This is a genomic window from Neisseria sp. P0021.S007 (genome assembly GCF_051956855.1).
Window position 1 is genome coordinate 1 of sequence record NZ_JBQCXA010001656.1, and the last position, 449, is coordinate 449.

At 49.4% G+C, this 449-nt stretch carries 1 pseudogene; it reads right to left on the bottom strand.

What is annotated here, in order from left to right:
• A pseudogene (locus ACTHUR_RS20765) lies at positions 1-275 on the bottom strand (gamma-glutamyl-phosphate reductase); the annotation flags it as partial.
• Between the last annotated feature and the right edge of the window lie 174 nt (positions 276-449).

Sequence of the window (449 nt, forward strand, 5' to 3'; positions counted from 1 at the left end):
ATCGGGTCCTGCAAATCGGCAACCTGCCCAATGCCTTCCGCAATGCCTTTGATGCGTTCGTAATTCAAGCGCAGCCTGTCGAGCATAATGTCCGAAATGCCGTTTTCTTTTGCAGCGGCCAAATCGCGGGCATTTTCCGCCAAAATCATCTCAGCCTGTTCAACCAATGCTGCCGCAACCTGACGCAACAGATTGTTTTTTTCCACGCTTCCCAAGCTGATTAACTTTTTACTGGCTTTTTGAGCATTCTTGCCCAACTGTTCGATATAGCTCATCAAACCTCCCTATTTCTCTTGTGCAAACCACGTTCCGATAGGCGCGCCATCTAAAACCTGAAGGATATCGCGCGGATTGGCGCTGTTCATCAACACCATCTGGCCGTGATGTTCAAACATCATCTGCGCGCTCTTAATCTTACTGAGCATGCCGCCCGTACCAAACTTACTGCC